Annotated in this window: 18 protein-coding genes and 1 pseudogene; 8 read left to right on the top strand and 11 right to left on the bottom strand. The window is 60.9% G+C overall.

Going from position 1 to position 23075, the window contains the following annotated elements; all coding sequences use genetic code 11:
* Nucleotide 1: 1 nt before the first annotated feature.
* From AB5Y67_RS14635 to AB5Y67_RS14620, 4 genes are all read right to left on the bottom strand, one after another.
* Nucleotides 2-1570: a sensor histidine kinase gene (locus AB5Y67_RS14635; protein WP_069526286.1), complete on the bottom strand. Its 1569-nt coding sequence runs from the start codon at nt 1568-1570 to the stop codon at nt 2-4.
* Nucleotides 1571-1587: 17 nt separating this feature from the next.
* Nucleotides 1588-3138 carry an NAD-dependent malic enzyme gene (locus tag AB5Y67_RS14630; RefSeq protein ID WP_199427508.1) on the bottom strand — a complete coding sequence of 517 codons (1551 nt, stop codon included), beginning with the start codon at nt 3136-3138 and terminating at the stop codon, nt 1588-1590.
* A 23-nt stretch (nt 3139-3161) separates the two neighbouring features.
* On the bottom strand, nt 3162-4478 hold the full coding sequence (locus AB5Y67_RS14625; protein WP_088869904.1) for a 2-hydroxycarboxylate transporter family protein: 1317 nt from the start codon (nt 4476-4478) through the stop codon (nt 3162-3164).
* A gap of 517 nt (nt 4479-4995) precedes the next feature.
* The gene (locus AB5Y67_RS14620; protein ID WP_085942059.1) at nt 4996-5166 is read right to left on the bottom strand and encodes a hypothetical protein; all 171 of its coding nucleotides are present in this window, start codon (nt 5164-5166) and stop codon (nt 4996-4998) included.
* A 298-nt stretch (nt 5167-5464) separates the two neighbouring features.
* Here AB5Y67_RS14620 and AB5Y67_RS14615 point away from each other — a divergent pair, with 298 nt between their 5' ends.
* From AB5Y67_RS14615 to AB5Y67_RS14595, 5 genes are all read left to right on the top strand, one after another.
* Nucleotides 5465-5977, top strand: a complete 513-nt coding sequence (locus AB5Y67_RS14615; RefSeq protein ID WP_199427507.1) for a MarR family transcriptional regulator — start codon at nt 5465-5467, stop codon at nt 5975-5977.
* Between the two features lies 1 nt (nt 5978).
* Nucleotides 5979-7034, top strand: coding sequence for an HlyD family secretion protein (locus AB5Y67_RS14610; RefSeq protein ID WP_199427506.1), 1056 nt, complete (start codon nt 5979-5981; stop codon nt 7032-7034).
* Nucleotides 7024-8121 (top strand): DUF2955 domain-containing protein, encoded by a 1098-nt coding sequence (locus tag AB5Y67_RS14605; RefSeq protein WP_199427505.1) that lies wholly within the window; start codon nt 7024-7026, stop codon nt 8119-8121. Before AB5Y67_RS14610 ends, AB5Y67_RS14605 begins: the two co-directional genes overlap by 11 nt.
* A gap of 207 nt (nt 8122-8328) precedes the next feature.
* On the top strand, nt 8329-9057 hold the full coding sequence (locus AB5Y67_RS14600) for an ABC transporter substrate-binding protein (protein WP_234915145.1): 729 nt from the start codon (nt 8329-8331) through the stop codon (nt 9055-9057).
* Between the two features lie 140 nt (nt 9058-9197).
* On the top strand, nt 9198-9554 hold the full coding sequence (locus tag AB5Y67_RS14595) for an MliC family protein (protein WP_005349873.1): 357 nt from the start codon (nt 9198-9200) through the stop codon (nt 9552-9554).
* 56 nt (nt 9555-9610) lie between these two features.
* Here the strand turns inward: AB5Y67_RS14595 and AB5Y67_RS14590 are convergent, their stop codons facing one another.
* From AB5Y67_RS14590 to nrdD, 4 genes are all read right to left on the bottom strand, one after another.
* Nucleotides 9611-10003, bottom strand: coding sequence for a TonB family protein (locus AB5Y67_RS14590; protein ID WP_005358848.1), 393 nt, complete (start codon nt 10001-10003; stop codon nt 9611-9613).
* Nucleotides 10004-10179: 176 nt separating this feature from the next.
* Nucleotides 10180-10350, bottom strand: coding sequence for a YqaE/Pmp3 family membrane protein (locus AB5Y67_RS14585; protein ID WP_005338440.1), 171 nt, complete (start codon nt 10348-10350; stop codon nt 10180-10182).
* 64 nt (nt 10351-10414) lie between these two features.
* Nucleotides 10415-10924 carry an anaerobic ribonucleoside-triphosphate reductase-activating protein gene (gene nrdG / locus AB5Y67_RS14580; protein ID WP_199427503.1) on the bottom strand — a complete coding sequence of 170 codons (510 nt, stop codon included), beginning with the start codon at nt 10922-10924 and terminating at the stop codon, nt 10415-10417.
* Between the two features lie 100 nt (nt 10925-11024).
* Nucleotides 11025-13142 carry an anaerobic ribonucleoside-triphosphate reductase gene (nrdD, locus tag AB5Y67_RS14575; protein WP_042079841.1) on the bottom strand — a complete coding sequence of 706 codons (2118 nt, stop codon included), beginning with the start codon at nt 13140-13142 and terminating at the stop codon, nt 11025-11027.
* Between the two features lie 444 nt (nt 13143-13586).
* Here nrdD and AB5Y67_RS14570 point away from each other — a divergent pair.
* Nucleotides 13587-14560: pseudogene (locus tag AB5Y67_RS14570) on the top strand (ABC transporter substrate-binding protein).
* A gap of 81 nt (nt 14561-14641) precedes the next feature.
* On the opposite strand, the gene ligA reads toward AB5Y67_RS14570, so the two are convergent.
* The 3 genes from ligA to AB5Y67_RS14555 all read right to left on the bottom strand — a co-directional run bounded on the left by ligA (nt 14642) and on the right by AB5Y67_RS14555 (nt 21307).
* Entirely contained in the window at nt 14642-16648 is a 2007-nt protein-coding gene (ligA, locus tag AB5Y67_RS14565) for an NAD-dependent DNA ligase LigA (protein WP_199427502.1), read from the bottom strand.
* A gap of 99 nt (nt 16649-16747) precedes the next feature.
* Nucleotides 16748-17917: a cell division protein ZipA gene (zipA, locus tag AB5Y67_RS14560; RefSeq protein ID WP_127008175.1), complete on the bottom strand. Its 1170-nt coding sequence runs from the start codon at nt 17915-17917 to the stop codon at nt 16748-16750.
* A gap of 15 nt (nt 17918-17932) precedes the next feature.
* The gene (locus tag AB5Y67_RS14555; RefSeq protein WP_368207888.1) at nt 17933-21307 is read right to left on the bottom strand and encodes an AAA family ATPase; all 3375 of its coding nucleotides are present in this window, start codon (nt 21305-21307) and stop codon (nt 17933-17935) included.
* 213 nt (nt 21308-21520) lie between these two features.
* Here AB5Y67_RS14555 and cysZ point away from each other — a divergent pair, with 213 nt between their 5' ends.
* Together cysZ and AB5Y67_RS14545 are read left to right on the top strand one after the other, a co-directional pair.
* Nucleotides 21521-22285 (top strand): sulfate transporter CysZ, encoded by a 765-nt coding sequence (gene cysZ, locus AB5Y67_RS14550; RefSeq protein ID WP_005338455.1) that lies wholly within the window; start codon nt 21521-21523, stop codon nt 22283-22285.
* A 146-nt stretch (nt 22286-22431) separates the two neighbouring features.
* On the top strand, nt 22432-23046 hold the full coding sequence (locus AB5Y67_RS14545; RefSeq protein WP_005338456.1) for a trimeric intracellular cation channel family protein: 615 nt from the start codon (nt 22432-22434) through the stop codon (nt 23044-23046).
* Nucleotides 23047-23075 lie beyond the last annotated feature (29 nt).

Below are 23075 nucleotides of genomic sequence, written 5' to 3'. Positions count from 1 at the left end.
CTCACATTAATTGGTTTTTATTCAAGTAGATACCAAACAGGGTGGTCTGCTCGGCGGTTCGCCGCCATTCTATCACACCCTCGTGCCGACCCACGGTCTCCTTGACCAGGAACAGTCCCACCCCGTGATCGCCGCTCTGGCGACTCACTCCGTAATCGAACAGATGATCGGCCAGCTCCTCGTCGACCCCCTCGCCGCTATCCTCCACCTCGATCACCAGTCGCCGCCCCACATCGCACAGGGACAGCAGCACCCGCGGCGGTCGCTGCTGGCGGTTGCGCCAGGCCGCCTGCAGGCCGTTGTCCAGCAGGTTGCCAATGAGGGTGATGAGATCGGCCGAAACCGAGGCCGGATACTCCGCCAGCGCCGAATCGGGATCGAGCTCCAAGGTCACCCCCAGCTCGCGAGCCCGGCTGAACTTGCCGAGAATAAGCCCCGCCACCGGCTTGTTGTCGATCAGCCGCAGCAGCTCCTGCAGCATGGTCTGGCACGCCTCATTCTCCTGCTGGATAAGCTCCACCGCCTGATCCACATGGCCCAGCTGCAACAGACCGGAGAGGCTGCTCAGCTTGTTGGCGAACTCGTGGCTCTGCATCCGCAGCATCTCGGCGTACTGGCGCAGGTGGGTCACCTGCACCCCCAGACTGGCGGCCACCTCCGGACGGCTGAAGATCAACAACCGCCCCGGCGCCTTGCCCTGCACCGCCTGCCAGCGACCGACAAAGGACTCCCCCTGAATGGTGAAGCTCACTTCCCCACCCTCCTGCTCCAGACAGGGGGCAAGGGGCGGCACCAGCTCCGCCAGCGACTGCCCCTGCAGGGCATGGCGCCCGGTAACCGGCAGCCGCAGCTGATAGCTGGCGGTGCTGTTGATCATGTTGATGTTGCCGCGGCCATCGAGGGCAATCACCCCTTCGGTGATGTGCTCCAGCACCAGATCCTGCAGGGTGAAGCGGCGCACGATCGCCTCCGGCTCGAGATCGAGCAGGGTCTTGCGCAGCAGATACTGCACCCAGAGCGCCAGCAGCAGGCCGCACCCCAGCACAGCAACGATGGCGCAGATGAGCAGGGCCACCCGCTCCATATAGATGCCCTCCACCTGCTGCATCAGGTAGCCCACCACCACGGCCCCCATGACGCGCCCATCCCCGCCCACCACCGGGGAGAAGCAGCGGATCGCCGGCCCCATGGTGCCCCGATCCTTGGAGCAGTAGCTGCGCCGCTCCTGCAGCGCGGGCCAGATATCCTCGCCGCGGAACTTCTGCCCCACCAGCTCGGGGTTGGGGTGGCTGAGGCGGCGACCATGCTCGTCGGTCACCACCATATAGGTGGCATCGGTGCGGTTGCAGACCGCCTCCACATAGTCGCGCAGGGTAGGATCACTGCCCTGACGCAGAGCCTCGACTACCCGGGTGTCCGCCGCCATCACCCGTGCCAGATCGCTCCCCTTATCCTGCAGGTTGCTCTCCAGCAGATGGCGGATAAAGAGGGCCAGCAGGCTGCCCAGAATGAGGATCAGCAGCAAGGAGAGCCCAAGAGAGAGGGTGACCAACTGGTGGCGAAGTTTCATGCACATACCTTAAAACGTCAGGACGCAGCCCAATAGTGCGGATGCCACCAGGTCTGGTCAATCAAAGGTGCCGGATCGCCGACAAAATCGGCCAATCCTTCCTCGCGGGCACAGAGTGCCACCGCTCTGGCGACGGCGCGGGCCACCTCTCCCACCTGCTCGATGGGGGGCAACAGGCGGCCCGCTACCAGCGGATAGGCGCCGACAGCCCGCACCGCGGCCAGCAACATGCCATCGCTGATGCGGCGCGCCTTGACGGCGCAGGCCCCGAGACCAATCCCCGGGAAGACATAGACGTTGTTGCACTGGGAGACTACCCGCCGCTCCCCCGCCACCGTCACCGGCGCAAAGGGGCTGCCGGTGGCCAGCAGGGCGCGGCCATCTGTGGCAGCCCATACCTGCTCGGGGGTGGCCTCGGCGCTGCGGGTCGGGTTGGAGAGTGGCAGGATCACCGGCTGATCGCACACCTCCCCCATCGCCTGCAACACCTCGCTAGTAAAGAGGCCACCCTGACCGCTCACCCCGATCAGCACAGCCGGGCGCACCTGACGGATGGTCTCCAACAGCGAACTGTTCCCCTCCTCCACGGCGCGGGCAAACGGCTGTTGGGCGCGGGTCAAATTGGGACGATCGGCGCAGACCACCCCATCCTGATCAAACAGCCAGACGCCGTCGTGACTCCCCGCCAGCTGGGCCAGCATGGCGGCGATACCACAACCGGCAGAGCCCGCCCCGACGATCAGCACCGGGGCATCACTGAGGGCGGTCCCCGCCTGTTGCAACCCGGCCAGCACGCAGGCAGAAGCCACTGCCGCCGTGCCCTGAATATCGTCGTTGAACATGCAGAGCTCGTCCCGATAACGGGCCAGCAGATTGGCGGCGTGCTTGCCGGCAAAGTCTTCAAACTGCAGCACCACCTGCGGCCAGCGCTTGCGAATGGCGGCCACCACCTTGTCCATGAAGTGGTAGTAGCTCTCGCCGTCGATACGCGGGGATTGCCAGCCGAGGTAGGAGTCATCCTCCAGCAGCTCGGGGTTGTTGGTGCCCACATCGACACAGAGCGGCAGGGTGCGCGCCGGATTGATGCCGCCAGCAGCGGAGTAGAGCGCCAGCTTGCCGATACAGATCCCCATGCCGCCGATACCGAGATCGCCAAGCCCCAGCACCCGCTCACCGTCGGAGATGACGATCACGTCCACCTCCTGCTCTACCGACTCGAGGATGTCGTCAAGATCATCCCGGTCGTGCCAGGAGAGATAGAGACCGTGGCTGCGCAGATAGAGATCGCTGTGGCGCTGGCACGCCTCTCCCACCACCGGGGTGTAGATGATCGGCAGCAGCTCCGGCAGGTGGTGGCGTACCAGATCGTAGAAGAGCACCGGGTTGTCCTCCTGCAACTGGCGCAGCAGCAGATGCTGGTCAAACGGACTCTGCATGGCGCTGACCAATCGGTAGATCCGCCGCCGCTGCTGGGAGAGGGACTCCTCCTTGTGGGGCATTCGCCCCCGCACGCCCTGACGCTTGCGCTCGGCATAGGGCAGGCTGGTGCCCATCATGATGTCGTTCATTTTGTGTGTTCCTCAATCCGGTATCAGGCGAGCAGGGAGATAAGCGCGGTGGCCAAAATCAGCATCACGGCGCCACCAAGGCGAGAGGAGATCTGGGCAAAGGGCATCAGCTTCATCCGCTGGGCCGCCGAGAGCACGGCTACGTCGCCGGTGCCGCCCATGTTGGCCATGCAAAGCCCGCCGGTGATGGCCGCCTCGATGGGATAGAAACCGATCATCCGGCCCACCAGCGCCGCGCCGAGGGCGCCACCGATTACGGTGACCATGACCAGCACGAAGTAGCTGATGGAGAAGGCGCTGATCAGTTCAGGAATACTGGTGTAGGCGACACCGATCCCCACCAGCAGGGAGGGGGTGAGGTTGCTCACCACAAACTGATACCAGTCGGCCGCCGCCTGTTCATAACGGCGCGGCAGCAGGCCGCTCACCTTGATAAAGGCTACCGCCAAAATCATCAGGGCGAAGGGGTGCATGGGGATAAAGTTGCCAAGCAGGGAACCCAGCACAAACATGCTGGAGCTGATAAAGAGCCCCATACCCAGACTCTGCAAGGTCGGCGCTTCGGCCTGCTCATCGGCAATGCTCTGGCTACTCTCTTTAACCATCAGCTTGCCGTTGCCAGTCAGGGAGGGGTAACGGCGACCGAGCCGCGCCAGCAGGGAGCCCACCAGAATGGCCAGGGTATTGGCGATCACCACCGCTGGCACCATCCGTGACAACAGATCGGCACTGGACATCTGCATCGGGCCGGAGAGGATCTCTACCAACGGCACCGCGCCAGCCCCCATGCCGCCGCCCATGATGGGCAGGCCGATCAGCAGCACCGCATTCTTGAAGCCATACCCCATCAGGGAGCCGACCAGCCCCACGCTCAGCAGTGCTAGTGCGACGCCGCCAAGAATGACCGGCAGGTAGCGCATGGCGGCATTTTTCAGCAAAGCGCCGCTCATACCGAACACCGAACCGGTCACCAGACTGGCGATAAAGAAGTTGAGAAAGCCCCCCTCCTTCATGAAGTTGGTGATGACCTGCCCCGCCTGCACCGGCAGCAGCTGATATTCGAACAGGGCGGCGCCGCCGAAGATGGCGAGGATGGTGCCGCCCCCCAGGTATTCACGGATCGGCATGATCCGCTCACCCAGCTCGGTCAGCAGGGTGCCCAGCACAAACATCAGTGCCAGTGCACCGACCATGCCCAGCGGCAACGAGCCATTCCAGCCGGAAAAGAGAACGCAGGTCGCCAGCCCCAGAAATATAAAGAGCGGCATACCGGCAATTTGTTGGCCGCCCATAAAGGCGGCCTTTTCTTGTGTGGTTTGTAGGGGTGAGAGGTTTTTCATTGTTATGTACTCTGCGTGTGATTGTGGCCGCTACTTTATTGATCCCCCTCTCCCCTGTCGGTTAGCCAGATTGCAAAGCCATATAAAAACATTAAAAACTTAAACATCATGGTGCCGCCAACGTGCGCAGCACAATAGAACACCAGACATCCGATACCCGACCAAGTCAGGAAATAGGGTGATAAAACGAGCGACCATAATGGCGGATATTTTGGTGATCAGCAGTAATAACGATGCGATGATCTCCCCCCTTCGGGGAAATAACAGAGCCAGATGACAAGCTCTGCGACCATTTATCGCCACAGATCCTGTGAGTGATAATCAGCGGGCAATATCATCGCCACGACGCGAGTGCCACGGCATGCCACATCAGGGTTTGTGTCAGCGTACAGGAAGCTCTCACGATGAAAAATGGTGAGAAGAAAGATGCAAAAAGGGGAGATTGAAATAGTGATGAGTCAAGCCAGCGAATACCAGAGCACTGGCTTGAACTCACAAGGATCACACACGGTCAGGTCTATTCTGCCAACAGCAATGGAATATTGGCGGGGTCAAAATCATGACTGATATCGGTACTTCTGATAGCGCCTTCCCGATTCACGCCATGGTGTGACTCTGCACCATATTCCCCATCACTCAACAGCACTTCAATTGCCAGATACACACATCCACTGTCATATCCATCCACAACCCGTTTCCCCCTTTTTTTATAACCCCATCAATATTAGCGGATAAAAAAAGAGCTGCTCGCTGAAGCTGAAAATTTCATGAAAATAACCACCGGATATCCTCCATTCACGGCGAAATATCCGAAGCGGCAAGAGAGCCTCGAGTGGATCAGCCCCGAGAATAATATCAGGGTCTCGAATGCTGCCAACTCGCACCAGCGAAAGATCCGACCAGAAACATGATCCGCATCACACTATTTACTTAGCCTGCTAAACAAGTATGATACTTAGCAGGCTAAGTATATTGAGGATGAGAAGATGACGGATCTGGAAAGGTTGCGCGAGCTGTCGCTCGCCGAGCAGATAGCGCGGATGCACCGGCTATGGCGTACTGCCGCCGACCTGGAGCTGGCTCCCCTTGGCCTCACCCATCCCCGCTGGACCGCGCTGTGGAAGCTCTCCCGCATGGGAAACCATGTCAGCCAGAAGACCCTGGCCGAAGCCCTCGAAATAGAACTGCCATCCCTGATGCGCACCCTGGGCCAGCTGGAAGAGCAGGGTCTGATTGAGCGCCACTGCTGCAGTCAGGACAAGCGGGCCCGCATCGTCTGCGTGACCCCGGCTGGCCAGACCCTGCTCGATCAGATCGCCGACCGCATCATGAATATCCGCCGCGAGCTGCTGGGGGGCATTGACGAGCAGACCCTGCAACTGTTTGAAACCACGGTGCAACGGATCTCGGCCAACGCCCTCAGCAAAATTGAACAACACCACGACCGACAAGCCGGAGGCGATACAAGTCCTCCCGAGACCGACACAGAGAGAGAATAAGATGACCCCGGATCAACAATTTACCCGCTGGATCAAATGGTCCATGGCTGGCTTTGCCACATTGTTTGCCTATTTTCTGATAGCCGACCTGCTGATGCCCCTCACCCCTCAGGCGATGGCGACCCGGGTGGTCACCAAGCTGGCCCCCCAGGTGAGCGGCAAGGTGATCGAGGTCGCCGTTCACAACAACCAGCAGGTCAAGAAGGGGGATCTGCTGTTCAGGCTGGATCCGGCCCCTTTTGAACTGGCGGTGGAGCAGGCCCGCCTTGCGCTGGCGCAGGCAGAGCAGCAGAACAGTGAACTGGATGCCGCCCTGACTGCCGCCGTTGCCGAGATCAACGCCAAAGAGACCCTGGCCAGCCAGAAGTGGCGCGAGGCTGAGCGCATCGATGCGCTCTACCAACGTCACATGGTTTCGCTGCAACAAAAAGATGAAGCTGACAGCGCCCTGCGTAGCGCCCAGGCCAACCTGCGCGCCAGTCAGGCCAAACTGGCCCAGATCAAGGCCAGTCGTGGCGTAACCGGTGAGGATAATCTGTTGCTGCGCCAGGCCCGCAACAAGCTGGCGCAAGCGCAGCTGGCCCTCTCTTACAGCCAGGTTCACGCGGATCAGGATGGCACCATCACCAACCTGCAGCTCAAGCCGGGCAGCATCGCCAGCGCGGGCAGCCCGCTGCTGGCGCTGGTGTCGGAACAGGTGGACGTCATTGCCGATTTTCGGGAGAAGAGCCTGCGCCATGTCGGCGAGACAACCCGCGCACTGGTCGCCTTCGATGGCGAGCCGGGTCAGCTCTATCCTGCTCGGGTGAGCAGTCTGGATGCCGGGGTGAGTGCCGGTCAGTTTGATGCCAACGGTCGACTGGCCGCACCGGTGGAGTCGGATCGCTGGGTACGGGATGCCCAGCGGATGCGGCTGCACCTCGAGCTGGACCAGCTCCCCGATCATCTGCCAGCCGGGGCGCGGGCCACGGTGCAACTGCTGCCGGACAATGCCCTGACCGCCATGCTGGCACGGGGCCAGATCCACCTGCTCAGCCTGCTCCATTATGTCTACTAACCACGCCACTCATCCGTCGGCCAATACCGCCCCAGCACACCCCGCCGGTGGTGCTGCCACCCACCTCTGGTATCGGCCCCTCACCGGCAACGAGCTGCGCCAGTGCCTGCGCATCGCCTTTGGCTGCACCACGGGCTTTCTGCTCTGCAAGCTGTTTGGCTGGGGTTACGGGGTCTTCTATACGGTCACGCCAGTGCTGCTGCTGGGGATGGTGCCGGTGATGAATGGCCATGCCGCGCGCCAGCTGATCGCGGCAGCGGCGGTCTGTGGGGTGGAGGTCGGGCTGCTGGGGGGACTGTTTGGCAGCCACCCGGCGCTGATGACCCCTATCGCCTTCATGCTGTTTCTCTACCGCTTCGCCGCCATGTCGCGGGGCAGCCTGTTTCTGTTCGGGGCCAACGGGGTGCTGAGCCTCAGCATCATGCTGCACTTTGCCAGCTATCCGCAGACCGACCTCAACGACCTGATCCTCAACAATATCTGGGCGAGCGTGCTGTCGGTGCTGATCGCCTACCTGATGACCATGCTGATCCCGGATGTGGAGGCCAGACCCAAGCCCGCCTCGGCCCCCAAGGCGCCGCACCGGATGCGCCATGAAGCTCTGCTGGGGGCCACGGTGGCCACCCTGTCGTTTCTGGTATTTCAGGTGTTTGACCTGCGCGACTCCATGTCTGCCCAGGCCACAACCCTGCTGGTGCTGTTCCCCATGCACTGGAACGGCGCCCTCAGTTATGCCCGCAAACGGGCGATGGGCACCTTGCTGGGGGTCACCTTCGGCTTGCTCGGCCAACTGCTGCTCTATGACTGGTCAGGGCAACTGCTGCTGGTCGCTCCACTGCTGTGGCTCGGCGCCATGCTGTTCAGCCATGCCCACGTCAAGGAGGCAGGCGGCTCCGGGGTCGGCTTTGGCGCCCTCACTACCCTCGGCATCCTGTTTGGCCAGTACCTCACCCCGGGCAACGATCTGGTGTTCAGCGCCCTCTACCGGGTGAGCAGCATCCTGTTTGCCATCGTGGTCACCCTGCTGGCCTGCTACCTCGTCCACCGGTTGCTCAACCGCTTCGAGGCGACCCGCTTCGGTTATTGATTTCCTGTTGTAAGCACTGTTGTCAGCCCATGGATGAGCTCTCTTTCGCCCCGTCGCCTGCCGGGGCGTTTTTTCTCTCCCTCGTGTGCCTCCCTTGTCATCCCCCCACCACCACAGCTCAGCGCAGAAGTACGGCTATGCTTGTAAGGCTGCTGTCGATGAGGTGTACCTATGGTCGCGTTGTTAAAAAAATGGCTGGTTTGTCTGATGCTGTTGGCTACCAGCCCGCTCGGGGCCACCCCGCTTGTCATTGGTGCCGAAGATGACTGGGCCCCCTACTGCGAGCGCGACAAGGACAATGAGGATGACCAGCCCCACGGACTGGCGCCTGAGCTGGTAAAGGCGGTGTTCGCCGCCGAAGGGATCGAGATTGTCTTTCGCACCCTCCCCTTCGCCCGCTGCATGCACGATGCGAAAAGCGGCAAACTCGCGGGGTGCTTCAACGCCACCATCACCGAAGAGAACCGCTACCAATACCACTGGCACGATACCCCGATGTTCGAGGAGGATCTTGCCATCTTCGCCCTTGCCAGCGACCCGCAACGGGATCTCAAGCTCACCTCGCTGGAAGGCAAGCGGGTGGGCATCACCCTCGGCTACACCTACCCTACCGATTTTATGGAGAACCCCAGGATCACCCGCTTTCAGGCCAAATCCGATGCCCAGATCCTCGAGATGCTGGTACGTGGCCGGGTCGACTACATCCTGATGAACGGCATGCCGGGCTACCTCAAGATCCAGCAGAAGCATCTGACCGGCAAGGTGGTCAAGGTTGGCAAGCTCTCCACCGATGGCTTCTGGCTCGCCTTCTCCCGCCACCACCCGCAAGGGGAAGCGCTGGCCAAACAGTTCGAGCAGGGGCTGCAGAAGATCAAAAACAACGGCATCTATGAGACGCTGATCCGCCAGTTTGAAACCAGACTTGGCCTCTACTGATGGCGATGCCTTCCTGATAGCGCCCCTCATACTCGCGCGGTAGGCCGGACAGCCAGCGACGCACCGAATGGCCCCGCTGATTGCACAATAACGGCAACCTGTTAGGCTCACGCCCGTATGACACCAATGGAGCTGTAATCATGAATAAGGTACATATGATGGCCGCTGGTGCGCTGGCCCTCGGCCTGCTCGCTGGCTGCAATCAGGGCAATACCCTCTCAGTCACCGGTGGCGAACCGGTCAGTTACCAGTGCGAGCAGGGCAAGAAGGTGCAGGTGCGCTACTTCTCCCTCTCCGACGAGAGCCTCAACTTTATCAAGCTGTCACTGCCGGATGGCAAGGATTACACCCTGCCCCAAGCCGTCTCGGCCTCCGGCGCCCGCTATACGGACGAACACGAGGCCGTCTGGTGGAACAAGGGGGATGAGGGCTTTGTCGAGCTTCGGGATCAGGATGGCGAGTGGCAGACCGCCTACAACGACTGCAAACAACAATAAACGTGACCCCGGCCTGGCCGGGGTCTCTCTTTCTCTGGCATCAGAGTGATGGGGGATCAGTTGATCTCGATCTCGAAGCGGTTGGTCACCTCGACCGGAATGGCATCCGGGTTGCCCTCTGCCGGGCTGTAGCGGATCCGCGAGAGGGTCGCCAGCGCGCTCTGTTCCAGTTCGCCGGGGGGCTCGGCCGCCACCACTTCCGGCTTGACCGGCGTGCCGCTGGCGTCGATTTGATAGCGAACTTCCACATACCCCTTGACCGGTTTGGCCGGCAGGGCGGGCTCGTCATTGCCAAGCCATGACCACTGCTTCTCCTGAACCCAGTAGCTGGACAACTGCTCGAGAGGGATAGCGATCGGAGCGCGCTCGTGCGCTACCTCCTGACGGGATGAGCACCCCAGCAACAGTGTCACTGCCAGACCTGACCATACTGCGACTTTCCACTTCATGTAACGCTCCTTGTTCTCTGCCGGTGCTTGTTGCCGGACTGCAGGGCGCTCAACGCGGCCCGCTTGGTCAGTCACCCATCCTAACGAAAAAGTATTCGTATGAACATGAACAAAAGGGCCAACCCCGAGAGGTTGGCCCTTTTATCGTCAATAAGCTCACTAACCATACGCTGGCATCAGCCGCGCTTGTCGCTCACCACCAACCAGAGCGCATGGACCATGCCCGGCAGACCGCCCATCAGGGTCAGCACTATGTTGATTAAAAAGTGCAGGCTAAAGCCCACCTGGATAAACGCGCACACAGGGGGCAGGAAAATGGCCAGCAGGATCTTGAGCAGATTGTTCATCTCGGCTCTCCTCTTCAAGAATGTCGTCAGGATTGGAATGGGCTAACCATAAACATCCCGGACTTCAACTGCAAACCAGACAGGGAATTCGCTCACCCGCATCACGCCAGGCGTTGAGGTCGTGGATCTGCTGATTGCTGCTGCCACGCCAGAGCAGGCCCGGATCTGCCAACGCCTTTTCATACTTGCCATCCACCAGCACATCCAGCAGGGCGACCAGCTCGCGCTGGGCCTCTGACAGTTCGCCGAGCAGATAACCGGTCCAGCACCAGATATCCTTGCCCGGACACTCGGCGCGCACCCGTTTCACCAGCGCCAGCACGTGGGGCACGTTGGCCGGGTGGAGCGGATCGCCGCCGGAGAGCGACAGACCTCGCCGTTTGATGCGGCTGTCGTTGAGATCCGCAATGATGCGATGGCTCATCGTCTCATCGAACGGCTTGCCGCCATCGAGCCGCCAGGTGCTCTGGTTGTAGCAACCCGGGCACTGATGCTCACAACCGGAGACAAACAGGGTGGCACGGGTGCCGGGGCCGTTAATCACATCGACCGGGTAGTATTGGTGGTAGTGCATCGCTTGTTTCCTGCCTCGTTCACGGGACAGCGGCATAACTGCCGCCCTCCAATGAAAATGGCCCCTTGAGTCAGGGGCCAGCTCTTCATCATTGCAGCGCTTACATATGTTTGACGCGGCGCTTCACCTCTTCCTGCTTGCCCGCATTGAAGGGGCGCGCATCGGGGCTACCGAGGTAGCCGCAGACACGGCGGGTCACCGACACCTTGGCCGGGTCGTGGTTGCCGCAGCGCGGGCAGGTAAAGCCCTTGGAGGTGCACTCGAACTCGCCGGTAAAGCCGCAGTCGTAGCACTCGTCGATGGGGGTGTTGGTACCGTAGTAGGGCACCTTGTCATAGCTGTAATCCCAGACGTTTTCGAGCGCTTCCAGATTGTGCTGGATATTGGGGTACTCGCCGTAGCAGATGAAGCCGCCACTGGCGATGGGCGGATAGGGCGCCTCGAAGTCCAGCTTGTCGTACGGGTTGACCTGCTTCTCCACATCGAGGTGGAAGCTGTTGGTGTAGTACCCCTTGTCGGTCACGCCGGATACCACGCCAAACTCCTTGGCATCGATGCGGCAGAAACGGGTGCAGAGGTTCTCGCTCGGGGTGGAGTAGAGGCTGAAGCCGTAGCCAGTCTCCTCTTTCCACTCGTCAATGGCTGCCCTGAGACGGGCGATGATGGCGATGGCCTTCTGTTGCAGCTCGGCGCTGTCAAACAGGTGCACCTTGTCACCAAACAGGGCGTTGATGGTCTCGTGAACCCCGATATAACCGAGGGAAATGGAGGCACGGCCGTTCTTGAAGATCTCGCTGACGTTGTCGTCCGCCTTGAGGCGCACGCCGCAAGCCCCTTCCATATAGAGGATCGGTGCAACCCGTGCTTTCACCCCGTCCAGACGGGTGATGCGGTACATCAGCGCCTTCTTGGCGACCCGCAGGGAGGCATCGAGACGATCCCAGAAGTCCGCTTCGTCACGGGATTTCAGGGCAATGCGCGGCAGGTTGAGGCTCACGACACCCAGGTTGTTGCGACCTTCGTGGATCAGCTCGCCATTCTCCTCGTAGGCACCGAGGAAGGAGCGGCAACCCATGGGGGTCTTGAAGGAGCCGGTCACTTTCACGACCTGGTCGTAGTTGAGGATGTCCGGATACATCCGCTTGGAGGCACACTCCAGCGCCAGCTGCTTGATGTCGTAGTTGGGATCGCCCTGCTTGTGGTTGAGGCCATCCTTGATGGCAAACACCAGTTTCGGGAACACGGCGGTCTTCTTGTTCTTGCCAAGGCCAGCGATGCGGTTGCTGAGGATGGCGCGCTGGATCATTCGCGACTCCCAACTGTCCCCCAGACCAAAGCCGAATGTGACGAACGGCGTCTGACCGTTGGCGGTGTGCAGAGTGTTGACTTCGTACTCCAGTGACTGGAAGGCGTCGTAGCACTCTTTCTCGGTGCGGGCCATGGCGTAGGCTTCTACGTCGGCAATGCCCCACTCTTCGGCCACTTCACGGTGTTTCTGCCAACTGATGGTCACATAGGGGGCCAGCACTTCGTCGATGCGGTTGATGGTGGTACCACCATAGATGTGGCTCGCCACCTGGGCGATGATCTGGGCGGTCACGGCAGTGGCGGTGCTGATGGATTTCGGGGTATCGATCTCCGCATTGCCCATCTTGAAGCCGTGGGTCAGCATCCCTTTCAGATCGATCAACATGCAGTTGAACATCGGGAAGAAAGGCGAGTAATCGAGATCGTGGAAATGCAGATCACCGCTCTCATGAGCCTGAACCACATCACGGGGCAGCATGTGGCTGGTGGCATAGTGCTTGGCGACGATACCGGCCAGCAGGTCGCGCTGGGTCGGGATCACCTTGGAGTCTTTGTTGGCATTCTCGTTGAGCAGGGCGGCGTTGGTCTGCTCGACCAGACCGCGGATCTCCTGCGCCAGACGGCCGCGCGCCTCGCGAGCCTGATCCCTGTCGTGGCGATATTCGATATAGGCACGGGCGATGGCCTTGTCGTCGGAAGCCATCAGGTGGTTTTCGACCCGGTTCTGGATCTCGTGGATATCAACTTCACCACGCCCTTCGAGCTCCTGACTCACCGCATTGGCAATGCGGGAGGCGAGTGCCGGATTGGCCTGATTGACCGCTTCCGCCGCACGGCTGACCGCCTCTGCAATCAGCTGGGCATTGAATGGTGCGCGACATCCGTCACGTTTGATCACAACCGGTTTCATGAATTTTCCCCGTTAAAAGGCCAGGCATTTGCCTCTGGCTCACCCTTGTTGGGCCCCCCTCCCGGCATCTCGTCCTGGACGCAAATAAATTCAGCCGAGGCTTGACAAGCCTGGGCTGAAGATAGGAAGGGAACAGCTTATACACAGCTTAATAACACAACATATAGGGATTAAAAACGAATGCGTCCCTATATGTGGTGTCTATTAGGCACCAAAGCGAAGCCTCATTTCTTGATCCAGAACAGGTTTTTCAGCGAGCGGGACAGTTCACGACCAACCCAAAAGAGACCCATTCAAATCCAACCTCAAGCAGGGTGCGGGCTGGCGTCCGATCCACCCACCCGAAAAAAATCGCCCCCCGCCGCACCGGTTTCGAGATGACAGCGTCAACCAAAACCGCCCATACTGAACAAGAACTCTCTCCCCCTCGACAAGGGATAACCCATGCGCACCTCCCTGCTATTGTTACTGCTATCCACCCTCTCTCTGCCGCTCTGGGCCGCCAACATTCTGGTGATCAGCAGCTACCATCCCGAATACTTGTGGGACCAAAGCTACAACAAAGGGCTGCTCGATGGCTTGCAGGGGGAGCACAAGATCACTCACTTCTATATGGATACCAAACGCCATCCACGGGAGAAGTTCGACGAGATCGCCCAGCAAGCCATCGCCTTTTATCTGAAGAGCAAACCGGATCTGGTAGTACTGGGGGATGACAACGCCATCAACTATCTGGCCAACGAGATCGCCTCGCTGGGTACTCCGGTGGTCTTTCTCGGCATGAACGAGAACCCCCGCCTCAAAGGCTTTGTCGGCCACCCCAAGATCACCGGCGTGCTGGAGCGCCCCCTGCTCAAGCGCAACATCAGCGAAATAAGCCAGATGATGGGGGGGCTCGACAAGGCGCTGGTGCTGTTTGATTCCAGCAATGTGGCCCTCACTGCCATTGAGGATGAATTCAAGACCCAGACCGAGCTGCGGGTCGGTCAGACCCGGATCAACAGCCAGCTGATGGGGGATTACAGCCTCTGGCAGGAGGCGGTGCTCAACGCCAAGAAGAACGGCTATCAGGCAATCTTCCTCGGCCTCTACCACACGCTGGTCGATGACAATGGCAAGCATGTGAGCGAAAAGACGGTGCTGGAGTGGACCAGCGCCAACACGCCGGTGCCGCTCTTCTGTTTTTGGGAATTTACCGTCGGCAAGGGGATGGCCATCGGCGGCTGGTGCTGGACGGCCACGATCAGGGGATACAGGCAGCCAGCCTCATCAACACCATACTGGCGGGCACCCTGCCCCGTACCATCTCCCCGCGCGCGGCCCTGCGCGGCGAATATGTCTTCAGCAAGAGCGAGCTGGCCCGCTGGCAGCTCACCGTGCCCGACAAATGGCGCCACAAGATCCTCTGGCGTGAGTAACCGCCGAAACAAAAAAGAGAACCCGGCCATGCCGGGTTCTCTTTTATCAGGAGCTGCGGTTAGCAGGCTTGGTGAGGGCTATCAGCCCTGCAACGCCTGTTGCAGCTCCTCTTCGGTCCAGATGGTAATGCCGAGCTCCTGTGCTTTGGTCAGCTTGGAACCGGCCGCCTCCCCCGCCACCAGCACATCGGTCTTGGCAGATACCGAACCCGCCACCTTGGCCCCCAGCGCCTGCAGCGCTGCCTTGGCGTCGTTGCGCGACAAGGTGGTCAGCGTACCGGTCAGCACGAAGGTCTTGCCGGCAAAGGGTTGCTCCGCGGCCTCTTTCTTCTCGATGGCCGGCCAGTGGATGCCGGCAGCCAGCAAGGCCTCCAACACCTCCACGTTGTGGGGCTGACGCAGGAAGTAGTAGACATGCTTGGCCACCACATCGCCCACATCGGCCACTTCGAGCAGTTGCTCCACCGAGGCTGCGCGCAGTGCATCCAGCGTGAGGAAGTGGTTGGCAAGATTGAGCGCAGTCGCCTCCCCCACTTCGCGGATCCCCAAGGCAAACAGGAAACGCGGCAAGGTGGTACTGCGCGCAGCATCGATGGCGGCTACCAGATTGAGGGCCGATTTTTGCCCCATCCGCTCAAGACCGGCCAGCTGGATGGCGTTGAGGCTGAACAGATCGGCGGGAGTCTTCACCAGCCCCTTGTCTACCAGCTGCTCGACAATCTTGTCGCCAAGGCCGTCCACATCCATGGCGCGACGGGCGGCGAAGTGCTTGATCGCCTCCTTGCGCTGCGCCTCGCAGAACAGGCCACCGGAGCAGCGGGCAACCGCTTCCCCTTCCAGCCGCTCGACCGCAGAGCCACAGACCGGACACTCGGTCGGGAAGAGGATCGCGCGGGCGTCGCTTGGACGCTGCGCCTCCACCACGGCGACGATCTGCGGGATCACATCCCCTGCCCGGCGCACGATCACGGTATCGCCAATCATCACGCCGAGACGCTCGATCTCGTCGGCGTTGTGCAAGGTGGCGTTGGAGACAGTCACGCCGCCGACAAACACAGGTTTGAGCTTAGCGACCGGGGTCACGGCGCCGGTACGGCCGACCTGAAACTCGACGTTCTCAAGCTCCGTCATCTCCTCCTGCGCCGGGAACTTGTGGGCGGTCGCCCAGCGCGGGGCGCGGGCCACAAAGCCCAGCTCCTCTTGCAGAGCGATGGCATCCACCTTGTAGACCACGCCGTCGATCTCGTAAGGGAGCTCGCCACGGCGGGCCAGAATGTCGTCATGGAACGCCTGACAACCGGCGGCCCCCTCTTTGAGCTTCACCTCGGGACTGAGCGGCAGCCCCCACGCTTTGAGCTGATTGAGGCGACCAAAGTGAGAGTCACCGAGCAGCTCGCCGCCAACACCGACACCGTAAGCGTAAAAGCTTAGGGGACGGCTGGCGGTGATGCGTGAATCGAGTTGACGCAGGCTGCCGGCGGCGGCGTTACGAGGGTTGACGAACACCTTCTCGCCTGCTGCCAGTGCCTTGGCATTCATCGCCTCGAAACCGGCCTTGGGCATAAACACTTCGCCACGCACCTCAAGCCGCTCGGGCCAACCAGAGCCCCGCAATGCGAGCGGAATGGCCTTGATGGTACGCACGTTCTCGGTGATCTCCTCACCGGTGGCGCCATCGCCCCGGGTCGCCGCCTGCACCAGCTGACCATCCACATAGAGCAGACTCACCGCCAAGCCGTCGAGCTTGGGCTCGCAGCAGAAGGTGAAACGCACGTCACGCTTGAGACGATCGCTCATGCGTTGTTCGAACGCCTGCAACTCTTCGCTGCTAAAGACGTTATCCAGACTGAGCATGGGGATCTCGTGACGTACCTGACTGAACGCCGTCAGCGGCTGACCGCCGACCCGCACGCTGGGTGACGCCGGTGTTTTCAGCTCGGGATTCTCGGCTTCCAGCGCCATCAGTTCGCGCATCAGGCGATCGTATTCGGCATCCGGTACGGTCGGGTTATCCAGCACATAGTACTGGTGACCATATTCGGTAAGCAGTTCACACAATTGACGGTGGCGGGAGAGGATATCGCTCATGAAAAAGTCTCGAAGTGTGATTGAACATCCGGCCGGGGTAGAAACAAAAATGCGGTACCAGGGTACCGCACTTTTTCTTCACTCGACCCGCATGGCGTATTAGTCGCGGCTGGCCTCGTAGGCAGCCAGCTCGTGACGGTAACGGGCAATGGTCTCGTCGCTCAGCGGGCTGCGATCCATATCTGTCAGCATGGCATCGAGATCGCTGGCCAGCTGATCGGCAGCCTGCAGCATGTCCTCGAAGGCAAACGCGGCATTGCTGCGCAGCGGTAACTGCATGAACAGGGAGACACCCGGTGTGGTGAACTGTTCCATCCGGTACGGGTTAAAGGTGCCCGGCTTGACCATGTTGATCATGGAGAAGAGCACTTCACCCTTGCCGTTGGGATCTTCGTGACGGTGGAAAATATCCATCTCGCCAAACTTGAAGCCCAGCGCCATCAGGGATGAGAGCAGGGTTGCACCTTGCAAGTCGTGACCCGGACGGCCCATCAGGTTGATGACATAGACATCCTGCCAGATCTTCTCGACCGGCTGGGGCGCCATGCGCGGCTCTTCCACCACAGGTGCAGGTGCCACATAGGCCGGCTCTTCATACACAGGCTCGGGAGCCACATGACGGGGCTGCGGCTGATATTCCGGCTCGGGAGCACGCACCGGTTCGGCACGAACGGTGTCGGCGGTACGGACTGTCTCTGCACGGGCACCAAAAGTCGGGGCGGTCGCGTAAGCGGGCTCGACCAGCGGCTCGTCATCCAGCGACTGCATCATGGGCTCGCGCTGGGGACGGGAACGGTAGACCGGGGTACGGCGATTGACCTGAGCAGGTTTGCGCACCGGCGCGGCGGGCGCCTCGTCGGTCTCCTCGGGAAGCGGTTCGTCGAACGCTTCCTCCTCTTCATAGACAGGAGGCGGCGGAACCGGGCGGGCAGCAGGCTTGCGCACTACGGGCGGCGGCAGATCGTCCTCGTCATCTTCATCATCAAAGGTGGGGACTGCAGGGCGACGACCGAGTTCCGGCTGGCGGCTCTCTTCACTGCGCAGCTTGGGCTCGGCACGACGGCCACCACTGACCACGCGTACCTGGCCGATGCCATCGCTGTCGAAGGCGTCGTTATCACGATCCCGCGACTTGGAGTCCATCCGTCCAATCGGTTTCTCTTTGATCGGTGCCTGACGATTCTTTTTGTTGCTCCACAACCCGTGAATGAGCAATGCCGCAATAGCAATACCGCCCAGGGCAACCAAGATGTAACGCAATTCCTGCATTAGCTGCTTCTCTTTCTAGTTTTGCTCAGCCAAAGCGACGGCTTCACCGATATCGACCGACACAATGCGAGAAACCCCGGGCTCTTGCATCGTGACGCCAACCAGCTGCTCAGCCATCTCCATGGAGACCTTATTATGACTGATGTAAACGAACTGTACTGTGCTCGACATCTCTTTGACAAGAGAACAGAAGCGACCGACGTTCACTTCATCGAGCGGTGCATCCACCTCATCCAGCAGACAAAAAGGTGCTGGGTTGAGTCTGAAGATGGCAAAAACCAGCGCAAGCGCAGTTAACGCCTTCTCCCCCCCGGAAAGCAGGGCAATGGTAGCATTCTTCTTACCCGGAGGTCTCGCCATGATGCTCACTCCGGCCTCCAAAAGATCATCGGAGGTAAGCTCAAGCCAGGCACTGCCCCCACCGAACACTTTTGGAAACAGGGATTTTAAATCTTCGTTGACCTTATCGAAAGTGTCCCGGAACCGTATTTGTGTCTCTTTATCAATTCTTTTAATGGCTTGGCTCAAGGTTTCCAGCGCTTGCTCGAGATCCTGACACTGATTTTCAAGATAGGTTGCCCGGGTTTTCGCCTCTTCGTACTCCTCCAGCGCCGCCAGGTTGATGGCGCCGAGCGCCTCCACTTGCCCCTCCAGGGTCTGGATCTCCTGTCGCAGCTTGCTGCGATCTGCGGCGATCAACACCGCCTGATCGAGATCTACCAGTCGGACACCCAGTTCTTCGAACTGCTCGTGCAACCCCTGTCGACGGGTGAGGTTGCGTTCGCGCTCAAGGCGCAGGGTTGCCAGCTTCTCCTGCAACGTCACCAGCTGCTTGTGATCGGCACTTCTGGCCTGCTCCAGCTCACCGAGCTGGCGCTCCAGCTCCGCAAGCCGTTGATGGCAGGCGAGTTGCTGCGCCTCCAGATTGCGCTGCTCGGCCAGCAGTGGCGCCAGATCCGGCACGGCCTCGCTATCCGGCCCTTTCAGCCCGGCCAGCTCCAGCCCGAGCCTCGCCAACTCCTCTTCGCCCAGGGTAATGAGTTGGCGCAGATTACCCAACTCCAGTTGCAAACGCTGGCAGGTCGCTTGTTGCTGCTCGCGGCGTGCACGGGCCTCGTCGACCGCTCGCTCGCAGCGGGTCAGCAGCTCCTGAGCGAGCTGCAACCCTTGTGTCAGCGGCTCCCCCTGCTCCTGCAACTCGGCAAGGCGTGCCTCATCGAGTTCCAGTTGTTCACGGGCGCTGGCCAGTCGCTCTGCCTCTTCGGCCTGCTCCTGATCTAGCCGGATCAGCTCTTCGCCGAGCTGACCGAGCCGCTGCAACCGCTCCTGCCGCTGACCCTGTTGCAGACTCCAGGCTTCGCGCAGTTGTTGCCATTTCTGCTCTTGCTCGCGCAAGGTTCGCTGCGACAACTCCTGCGCACTGGCAAGCTGGGCACGCCGGGCATCGGCAGCCACAAGTTGCTCGCTCAGCTGTGCCAGCCCAGCGGCACCCTTCTCCTGCTCGGTATGCAACCGCTCACGCTCACCCAGCAGCGCCATGGTGCCGAGCGCCGCGCCCTGTCCCAAATCGGCCCAGTTTGGCCCCAGCCAGTCGCCAGCAGGAGTCAGTACCGACTCACCGGCCGCAAGGCTTGGCTGGCGGGCCAATGCGGCCTCCCGGCTCTCCACCAGCCAGATGGCGTTGAGGAAGGCGGGAATGTGCTCGCCGCCCAGTTGCGCCGCCAGCGTACCGGCAACCGCCGGTTGCGCCGGGCCAATCCAGAGCCCCTCTTGCGCCAGATTGCACTCGTCCGCCGGCATTGCGGTGAGCCAGCGACCCAGCACTTTATCGAGCGCCTGTGCCCACTCGGGGGCAACCTGCAACCGGTCGGCCAGGGTTGCACCCTCCATCTGCTCCCCGAGGATCTGATCCAGGGTCGCCAGCCGCGCCTCCAGCTCCCGCTGCAGGCTCAACTGCTGGCCATGCTGCTGCTTGAGTTGTTCATGGGCGTCGACCGCCTGCGCCAGCTGCTCGGTCAGCTCGCCAGTGGCAGCCCGCGTCAGCTCCAGCTCGCTACTCAGGGCATCGAGGGCCGGTTGCAGGTCATCGGCCTCTGTACCGAGGGGGCCAGCGCGTTCATCTTCCAGCTTGAGGCGGGCAAGCCGGGTCTTGGCCTGCAGCTCCTGCAGGCCACCCAACCGGGTACGAGTCTGGTTGAGCTGCCCCTGCAACCCGGCCAACTGTTGCTGCCACTGCTGCTGGCGCAAGCGGGCTTGTTCCAGTTGCTCGCTGGCGTGCTGGCGAGCCTCCTGCTGCTCGGTGAGCAACTGCTCACACTGCTCCAGCCGAGCGCTCTCCTGCTCGGCGCGCAATACCCCTTCGGTCAGTTGATCCTGCTGGCTGGCAAGCTGCGCCTTGCGGGTGGCGATCCGCTCACCGAGCGCCTCTGCACGGGCCTGCCAGTCGCGCCCCAGTTCACTCTGGTGCAGTTGCTGTTGCTCGAGACGGGCGATGGCCTGCCCGCCAAGAAAAATCTGTTGCTGACGGCTCGCCTGCTCGGCTTGCGCCTCTTGTCTGGCGACCGACAGGGTGACGTGGCGCCCCTCATCGGCGGTGCGCTTGGCATCGAGCGCCGCCAGCGCCTGCTCGGCCTGCGCCAGTTCGGTTTTGGCCTCGCCAAGGCGCGTCTCCAGCGCCCACAACTCGGAGCCAATCAACTCGGCACGAGCAGCGCGCGAACGACTCTTGAGCTGTTTGTAGCGCTCGGCCGTTTCGGCCTGGGCTTTGAGGTGCTCAAGGCGCGAACCCAGCTCGCCACGAATATCGCCGAGGCGCTCCAGATTTTCCTGAGTGTGGCGAATGCGCTGCTCGGTCTCGCGGCGCCGCTCCTTGTAGCGGGAGACCCCGGCGGCCTCTTCCATAAAGAGCTTGAGATCGGCCGGACGCGACTCCACCAGTCGGCTGACGGTGCCCTGTTCGATGATGGCGTAGCTGCGGGGGCCAAGACCGGTGCCGAGGAAGAGGTCGGTCACATCCTTGCGGCGGCACTTCTGGCCGTTGATCTGATAGTGGTTGGAGCCGTCGCGCAGCACTTCGCGGCGCACCGAGATCTCGGTAAAGCGGCCGAACTCGCCGGGCACCCGGTTATGGGGATTGTCGAACACCAGCTCGACCGAGGCGCGCCCGTGCGCACTGCGATTGATAGAACCGTTGAAGATGACATCGGTCATGTTCTCGCCGCGCAGATGTCGGGCTGAGCTCTCCCCCAACACCCAGCGCACCGCGTCGATGACGTTGGATTTGCCACAGCCATTGGGGCCCACCACGGCGGTCATGTCTGCCGACAGTTCGATGCGGGTCGGCTCGACGAACGACTTGAAGCCGGCGAGTTTGATCAGTTTCAGACGCATGGCGACCTGTATCAGTGGCTAAATAAAGAGGATGCGGGCAGGTGACTTTACCAAATCCAGACCCGGCTTTGTTTGTAATATGCAGGCATCATCCCCATTCATGCCCGATTTTTGGTCGCCACGGCACGAAATAAGGAATAGTCGGCGACTTTACCAAATCAAAGGCTTGTTTGTAATATGCTGGCAGTTCTCCCATGCATAGATGGAGCTCACATGAGCCAATCACCCCATATGGTCAAAGATTCAATCAGCGGTGCAGACTACTTTCTGCGCGGTTTTTCCCTCATTCGCCAACCGGGCATCCGCACCTTTGTGCTGATCCCCCTGCTGGTCAACTTCGTGCTGTTTGCCGGGGCCTTCTATGCCCTGCTGCTGCAACTGGACGGCCTGTTCGCCTGGCTCCATCAGCAGATCCCCGCCTGGCTCGACTGGCTGGACTACCTGCTCTGGCCCATCGCCCTCATCACCATACTGGTGGTCTTCTCCTTTATCTTCAGCTCGGTTGCCAACTGGGTAGCCGCTCCCTTCAACGGCCTGCTGGCGGAGAAGGTGGAGCAAATCCTCACCGGCCAGCCCGCCAATGACAGCGGTATGCTGGATATCGTCAAGGATGTGCCACGCACCTTCGGCCGCGAATGGACCAAGCTGAAGTATTACCTGCCCAAGGCCATCGGCTGCCTGATCCTGTTTCTGATCCCGGTGGTGGGCCAGACCCTGGCGCCGGTACTCTGGTTCCTGTTCAGCGCCTGGATGATGGCGATCCAGTATGTGGATTATCCGTTCGACAACCACAAGATCGACTTCATCACCATGCGTGACGCCTTGAAGCAACGCCGTGGCAAGTGCCTCAGCTTCGGCGCTTTGGTGACCCTCTTCTCCGCCATTCCGGTGGTGAACCTCTTCGTGATGCCGGTCGCCATCTGTGGCGCCACCGCTATGTGGGTCGATCACTACCGGCAGGAGCAGTTGGGGCGCTAACCCTTGAACATTGATTAGAAAAAGGCACCCGAAACGGTGCCTTTTTCGTATTTAGCATGAATTAAATTAATGCATGCACTCGATAGCTTGTCCCATATGACACGAGTTGGTAGGATTCTGGCCTTTCTCGTTCCCTGGGATATCTCATGTTACATGCACTCTTCTTGGTTGGCTTGGTGGCCGAAGGGATGACCGGCGCGCTGGCCGCGGGTCGGCGACGGATGGATCTGTTTGGTGTGGTGATCATCGCCTCGGCGACGGCCATCGGTGGTGGCACCATCCGCGATGTGCTGCTCGGCCACTATCCGCTGCTCTGGATTGAGCATCCGGAATACGTGCTGCTGGTTGCCGCAGCCGCGATGGCGGGTGTGGTCTCCGCCCCCCTGATGCGCTACCTCGGCAAGCTGTTCATGGCCCTTGATGCCCTGGGACTGGTGGTCTTCTCCATCTTCGGTGCGGCTCGAGCGCTGGATATGGGCCACGGCGCCGGTATTGCCTGCATCATGGCGGTAGTGACCGGGGTCTTTGGCGGGGTGCTGCGGGACCTGCTCTGCCAGCGGATTCCACTGGTATTTCGTCGCGAGCTCTATGCAGCCATTTCGCTGATCACCGCAGCGCTTTACTGTCTGGCGCTGGACCAGGGCTTGCCGACCAACTGGGCCGCGTTCGGTTCCATCGGGATCGGCTTTGTACTGCGGCTGCTGGCGGTTCGCTTCAAGTGGGGTCTGCCCACCTTCAACTACCAGTACGCGACCCACTGAGTACGCCAGCTTCTGGCGAAGCGGGTTGG

This window comes from Aeromonas sp. s12, from assembly GCF_040907925.1.
Lineage (GTDB): Bacteria > Pseudomonadota > Gammaproteobacteria > Enterobacterales > Aeromonadaceae > Aeromonas > Aeromonas veronii.
This window is presented reverse-complemented; position numbering and strand designations above follow the sequence as displayed.

What these genes read in the sequence shown, in the direction of transcription:
- AB5Y67_RS14635 (WP_069526286.1), bottom strand. Translation starts at nt 1,570, where the DNA reads ATGAAACTTCGCCACCAGTTGGTCACCCTCTCTCTTGGGCTCTCCTTG.
- AB5Y67_RS14630 (WP_199427508.1), bottom strand. Translation starts at nt 3,138, where the DNA reads ATGAACGACATCATGATGGGCACCAGCCTGCCCTATGCCGAGCGCAAG.
- AB5Y67_RS14625 (WP_088869904.1), bottom strand. Translation starts at nt 4,478, where the DNA reads ATGAAAAACCTCTCACCCCTACAAACCACACAAGAAAAGGCCGCCTTT.
- AB5Y67_RS14615 (WP_199427507.1), top strand. Translation starts at nt 5,465, where the DNA reads ATGACGGATCTGGAAAGGTTGCGCGAGCTGTCGCTCGCCGAGCAGATA.
- AB5Y67_RS14610 (WP_199427506.1), top strand. Translation starts at nt 5,979, where the DNA reads ATGACCCCGGATCAACAATTTACCCGCTGGATCAAATGGTCCATGGCT.
- AB5Y67_RS14605 (WP_199427505.1), top strand. Translation starts at nt 7,024, where the DNA reads ATGTCTACTAACCACGCCACTCATCCGTCGGCCAATACCGCCCCAGCA.
- AB5Y67_RS14600 (WP_234915145.1), top strand. Translation starts at nt 8,329, where the DNA reads ATGCTGTTGGCTACCAGCCCGCTCGGGGCCACCCCGCTTGTCATTGGT.
- AB5Y67_RS14595 (WP_005349873.1), top strand. Translation starts at nt 9,198, where the DNA reads ATGAATAAGGTACATATGATGGCCGCTGGTGCGCTGGCCCTCGGCCTG.
- AB5Y67_RS14590 (WP_005358848.1), bottom strand. Translation starts at nt 10,003, where the DNA reads ATGAAGTGGAAAGTCGCAGTATGGTCAGGTCTGGCAGTGACACTGTTG.
- AB5Y67_RS14585 (WP_005338440.1), bottom strand. Translation starts at nt 10,350, where the DNA reads ATGAACAATCTGCTCAAGATCCTGCTGGCCATTTTCCTGCCCCCTGTG.
- nrdG (WP_199427503.1), bottom strand. Translation starts at nt 10,924, where the DNA reads ATGCACTACCACCAATACTACCCGGTCGATGTGATTAACGGCCCCGGC.
- nrdD (WP_042079841.1), bottom strand. Translation starts at nt 13,142, where the DNA reads ATGAAACCGGTTGTGATCAAACGTGACGGATGTCGCGCACCATTCAAT.
- ligA (WP_199427502.1), bottom strand. Translation starts at nt 16,648, where the DNA reads ATGAGCGATATCCTCTCCCGCCACCGTCAATTGTGTGAACTGCTTACC.
- zipA (WP_127008175.1), bottom strand. Translation starts at nt 17,917, where the DNA reads ATGCAGGAATTGCGTTACATCTTGGTTGCCCTGGGCGGTATTGCTATT.
- AB5Y67_RS14555 (WP_368207888.1), bottom strand. Translation starts at nt 21,307, where the DNA reads ATGCGTCTGAAACTGATCAAACTCGCCGGCTTCAAGTCGTTCGTCGAG.
- cysZ (WP_005338455.1), top strand. Translation starts at nt 21,521, where the DNA reads ATGAGCCAATCACCCCATATGGTCAAAGATTCAATCAGCGGTGCAGAC.
- AB5Y67_RS14545 (WP_005338456.1), top strand. Translation starts at nt 22,432, where the DNA reads ATGTTACATGCACTCTTCTTGGTTGGCTTGGTGGCCGAAGGGATGACC.